This is a genomic window from Streptomyces sp. (assembly GCF_035563135.1).
GTDB lineage: Bacteria > Actinomycetota > Actinomycetes > Streptomycetales > Streptomycetaceae > Streptomyces.
In genome coordinates this window covers 1-4,960 of sequence record NZ_DATMVN010000308.1, presented here as the reverse complement: position 1 = coordinate 4,960, position 4,960 = coordinate 1, and the positions used below count along the sequence as shown (strand labels likewise).

Genomic DNA, 4,960 nt, shown 5'->3' with positions numbered 1-4,960 from the left:
CCCGCCTCCAGGCGAGCGCCGACCTGTGCCTGGCCCCGGGTCCGGCGGAGACCTTCGGACTGTCGGCCCTGGAGGCACTCGCCTGCGGTACCCCGGTGGTGGCGAGCGCCGGCTCCGCGCTCCCGGAAGTGATCGGCCCGGCCGGACTGGCCGCCGCCGACACGGGCCGGGCGTTCGCCGCCGCACTACGGGAACTGCTGGCCAGGCCGGAGCGGGAGCGCCGGGCCGCGGCCCGGGAGCGGGCCGGGCTCTTCGGCTGGGACCGTTCGGTGGCGTCGTTCCTGGCCGCCCACGACATCCCGCAGCGGCGCGGCGCCCTGGGGACGCAGCCATGAGCGGGGTGGCGCCGCCCCATGGGCCCCCACGGGCGGCCGCCTCGCGCCGTTCCGGAGCCGGTGACGGCTTCGACGGGGCCGACACCGGGCAGACCCACATGACCAACTCCCGGCTCACCGGTCCGGAGATCCTCGAACGGCGCTGCCCGGTGCTCGGCGTACGTGAGGACGGCGGAGGCCCGGGACGGTGGCACGGCGGCCGCGGGGTGGAACGCCGGATCCGCTTCCTCGAACCCGTCACGGTGGTCCTCCTGCCGGGACACCGCCGGGTGCCGCCGTACGGCATGGCGGGAAGCGGCCCCGGAGCTCTCGGCGAACAAGTACGTCGAACGTGCGCGCGGGACGTCCGTGACCCCGCTCGAAGGCTGTGACACCGCCGGGCCGGACGGCCGGGGGCGACCTGGTGCTGCGCACCCCCGGAGGGGGCGGGTACGGGCGCCCGTGACCGGTCGCTTCTGCGCCGTTTCGACCGTTGTCGGTGCGAGGACCTAATCTGTGCAGCGTGACTTCGCCTGCCGACACCCGGACCGCTGCGCCCCAGCTCAGCGCGGGACCGAGGCCCGCCCCGGGACCCGCCGCCGATGAGGGGCTCTCGCGACGGCTGCGCGCGCTCGCCTGCACCGCTCCGCTGCACGACCTGGACGTGCGCAAGGCCAATCTGGCCGGCGAGTACACGGTCTACGCGATGGCCGAAGTGGCCCTCGCCGCGATCGACCTCGTCACCCTCACCATGGACTTCGACACCGGCGCCGACCACGACCAGATAGTGGCCAGGCTCCTCCCGCGGGTCGCGGCCCAGGCGCCGCGCCGGCCCGCCGCCGAGCACGAGCGGGTCGCGCGCTGGGTCCTGGAGAACCTGATCAACGTCGGGAGCGTGGACCGCGGCTTCCGCGCCGTGTACGGCACCTTCGGACCGGACGGCGTGTACGTCCGCAGGGACTACGACTTCAAGCTCATCGAGGAAGTCCCCGGCCACGGCGGCAACGTCTACCTCCGCACCACCGACGAGGCGGTCAACGTCCTGGTCGGCGCCCTGGACACGGATGTCACCAGCGCCCAGATCGCCGCCGAGGTGAAGCTGGAGGTCCTCATCAGCAGAGGCCGCCTCGCCGACGCGCAGCTCGCCGCCGAACAGGCCCGCTACCGCACCGTGCAGTACGCCGAGACGCTCCGCAGGACCCTGGAGGCGACCCGGCGCAACGTCCGCGCCGTCGACTGGCTCCACGCCGTACCCGACATGATCACCGAGGCGCTGGACCATGTGGCCGACCGCTACCGCCACGAGAACGCGATCCTCACCAACATCCGCAAGGCCAGGGACGAGGCGGAGGAGCCCGAGCACAAGCGCCGTGCCGCCGAGCTCGTCGACATCGTCAAGGACTGCATCCGCCGCCACACCCAGCTCCAGTCCAGGCTGCTGGAGGCGGGCCCCCTCTTCCGGGCCGAACAGGACCGGCAGGCGTTCGCCGCCCCCACCGCGCGAGCGGGCCTCGACCTGTACGGGCAGCTCGTCGCACCGTTGCTGCCGCTGCCCGTCCAGCAGGCCACCCGGGCCACCGACGCGTTCTTCGCGCACGGCACCGGGCTGCGCACCCCCACCTCGGTCCGGGTCGGCGACCTCGTCGACCTGCTCCTCATGCCTCCGGTGGAGCGGGAGCACCTCGGCGCGGAGATGCCCGAGCCCGACCTCATCGCCACCCCGGACGACAGCCGGTTCAGCGAGGAGCAGCTCGGACAGGCCATGGAGCTGCTCGACCTGGAGCACGACGCCCCGCGCCGGCTCTCCGGACTCCTCGCCGAGGCCCGGCTGCTCGACCCCGAGCTGCCCTACCTGGTCGCCCTGCTCGCGGTCCATGCGGCGAGCCCGCCGGTCGGCACGGCCTACCGCCAGGGCGAGCGCCGGCTGCTGTTCGCCGTCGACGACGGCACCCCGCTCGATGACCACGAGTTCGGCGGAGCCGACCTGATAGTGGGCATGGCCCTGCTGGACGCGGCGGGCATGGCCGCGGACCGCAAGGACGCCTCGTGAGCGTTCCCGGCCCGGCCACCCGCCCCCTGCCGCCCGAGAGCGGCATCCGTACCGAGGAGTCACAGAGTTGAGCGAGCAGCACGCCGAGCACACCGGCGCGTGGGAGGACCGGCCCCTCACGCACGCGGCCGAAGCCGCACGGCCGGCCGCCGCCGCTGTCACCCCCGCCGACGCGGCCGACGCGGCCCGCCTGGTCTCCTTCGGGCTGCAGCCCAAGCTGATGCCCGCCCGCGACGCCGAGTACACCGAGCTGCTCCGCCGGTACCGGGAGGAGCCCGCCTTCGCCCGGCTGGCCGACGCCGTCGCCACCGGCCTCGGACTCGTCGTCCTGGAGGTCTCCACCCGCGCCGGAATGGCGGTGACCGCCGGCGAGGACTCGGTCTTCGCCGTACGCATGGGCGACTACGCCAGACGCGCCTCCTCCGACTCCGCCGACCGCTTCCTGCACGGCCTCGCCCACCTCGCGGTCGCCGCCATGGCCTTCCCCCGCCCCGAGGACCTGGCCGACGACTCCTACATCGGCCGCATCACCGTCAACGGCGTCGACGCCTTCGTCCGCCAGGCATGTCGGCGCCTGGAGGAGCGCGCCGAGGAACAGGGCGACAACACCGACCCGGCCACCGACGCCCCCGGTCTGGAGTCGGGGTGGCGGATCTACGCCCGCCGCAGCGCCACCGGAGCCACCAAGGACGCCCGCAGGCTCGCCGGCTCGACCACCGGCATCATCGGCAAGGCCGTCGCCTTCCTCACCGACTCGGGTTTCCTCCAGCGCACCGGGGACGACGCCGGCGGTGCCTACCGGACCACGGCCCGCTACCAGCTCCAGGTACGCGACATGGCCGGCAGCGCCGCCATGGCCGAGCTGCTCGAACTCGGCGTCGTCCCGGTCACGGACGGTTCGGCCACCCTGCTCCCCCCGCCCGACGGCGAAGGCCTGGAACTGGCCGCCGACGCGGGGCTTCCCTTCCACTCCTGAACCCCGGCCCCCGCCCCGCCCCGCTGCCGCACCAGCTGTCCGCCCGCCGCCTGAACGACGAGAGTCCGCCGCCATGTACGAGTTGTCCCGGGTCCGCCTCTACTCCATCGGGCCCGCCGGTGCGCGCTATGCCGACACCGTGCTCGACCTGCGCGGAGTCGGCGAGCCCGTGCCCAGGCCCGCTCCGGCCCAGGCGGAGTTCTTCGAGGACGAGCCCGTGGGCCCCCCGCGCCGCCCGGCGCCCGCCGGGGTGCTGTTCCTGGAGAACGGCGGCGGCAAGTCGGTCCTGCTCAAACTGATCTTCTCCGTGATGCTGCCGGGGCACCGCAACACCCTGGGCGGTGCCAGCTCCGGTGTCCTGCGCAAGTTCCTGCTCGCCGACGACTGCGGACATGTCGCCCTGGAGTGGCAGCACACGCTCACCGGTGAATGCGTCGTCGTCGGCAAGGCCAGCGAATGGCGTGGCCGTCAGGTCTCCAACGACCCCCGCAAATTCGCCGAGGCCTGGTACTCCTTCCGCCCGGGCCCCGGCCTCAGCCTCGACAGCCTCCCCGTCGCCGAGGCCACCTCGGTGGGCCGCCCCGCCGAGGGTGCCTCCGGCGCCCGGGGCAGGCGCCGCACCATGAAGGGTTTCCGTGACGCCCTCACCGACGCCGGCAAGTTCTACCCGCACCTCGACGTGCACTGGGAAGAGATCCACGACCGCTGGAACGAACACCTCGGCGACCTCGGGCTCGACCCCGAACTCTTCCGCTACCAGCGCGAGATGAACGCAGACGAAGGCGAGGCCGCCGGCCTCTTCGCCGTCAAGAAGGACTCCGACTTCACCGACCTGCTGCTGCGGGCCGTCACCGACACCCGTGACACCGACGGCCTCGCCGACCTCGTCAGCGGCTTCGGCAACAAGCTCGGACGGCGCGCGGAGCTCACCGCGGAATGCGACTTCACCGCCGGTTCCGTCGACCTGCTGGGCCGGATCGTCGAAGCCACCGGGACCAGGGCCCGCAGCCGTGACGCGCACGCCGGCGCCGAGCGGCGCACCCGTACCCTCGCCCGCAGGCTCTCCGGCCGCGCCGCCGAGGAGCGCGGCCGCACCGCCGAACTCGCCACGCAGGTCACGGCCGCCGCCCACACCGTCACCGAGGCCGAAGCCACCTGCGGCCACCGGAACCTGATCACCGCCGAACTGGCCTACCGGCACGCCTCCCTCGCCCTGACCGCCGCCGAGAAGAGCGCTGCGGCGCAGCGCCGGGAGCTGGGCGAGGCGCGCACCCTGCACGCCGCCTGGCAGGCCGCCGAAGCGGTTCTGCGCCACCGTGCCGCCGCCGACCGCTCGGCCCGTGTCGCCGTCGCCATCCGGGAGGCAGAGCGTGACGCGGCCCCCGCCCTGGCCGCACGCGCCACGGCCGCCGCCGACCTCGTACGCGCCCTGCACACCGCCGCCGAGGCGGGGGAGCGGGTGGCCGACGAGGAGGAGGAGCGCTCCGCGACCCTTCAGGCCACCGGGGAAACGGCCCACCGCGACGCCACCACCGCCGCCACCGAGGCCCAGCGCGCCCGCAGCGAGGCCGGCCACCTGCGCCAGCGTCTGGCCGAGGTCGAGCAGGAGACCGCCGAGGC

At 74.3% G+C, this 4,960-nt stretch carries 3 protein-coding genes and 2 pseudogenes; all 5 read left to right on the top strand.

Translation table 11 applies throughout. The annotated features are described in order from the left end of the window. A partial coding sequence (locus tag VN520_RS13555; protein ID WP_325747145.1) for a glycosyltransferase occupies positions 1–335 on the top strand: 335 nt, incomplete at its 5' end. Positions 336–385: 50 nt separating this feature from the next. Then, positions 386–780 (top strand): annotated as a pseudogene (locus VN520_RS13550) (hydantoinase B/oxoprolinase family protein); the annotation flags it as partial. Between the two features lie 57 nt (positions 781–837). Next, on the top strand, positions 838–2,364 hold the full coding sequence (locus VN520_RS13545) for a hypothetical protein (RefSeq protein ID WP_325747144.1): 1,527 nt from the start codon (positions 838–840) through the stop codon (positions 2,362–2,364). Between the two features lie 67 nt (positions 2,365–2,431). After that, on the top strand, positions 2,432–3,340 hold the full coding sequence (locus VN520_RS13540; protein WP_325747143.1) for a hypothetical protein: 909 nt from the start codon (positions 2,432–2,434) through the stop codon (positions 3,338–3,340). Between the two features lie 73 nt (positions 3,341–3,413). Next, a pseudogene (locus VN520_RS13535) lies at positions 3,414–4,960 on the top strand (hypothetical protein); the annotation flags it as partial.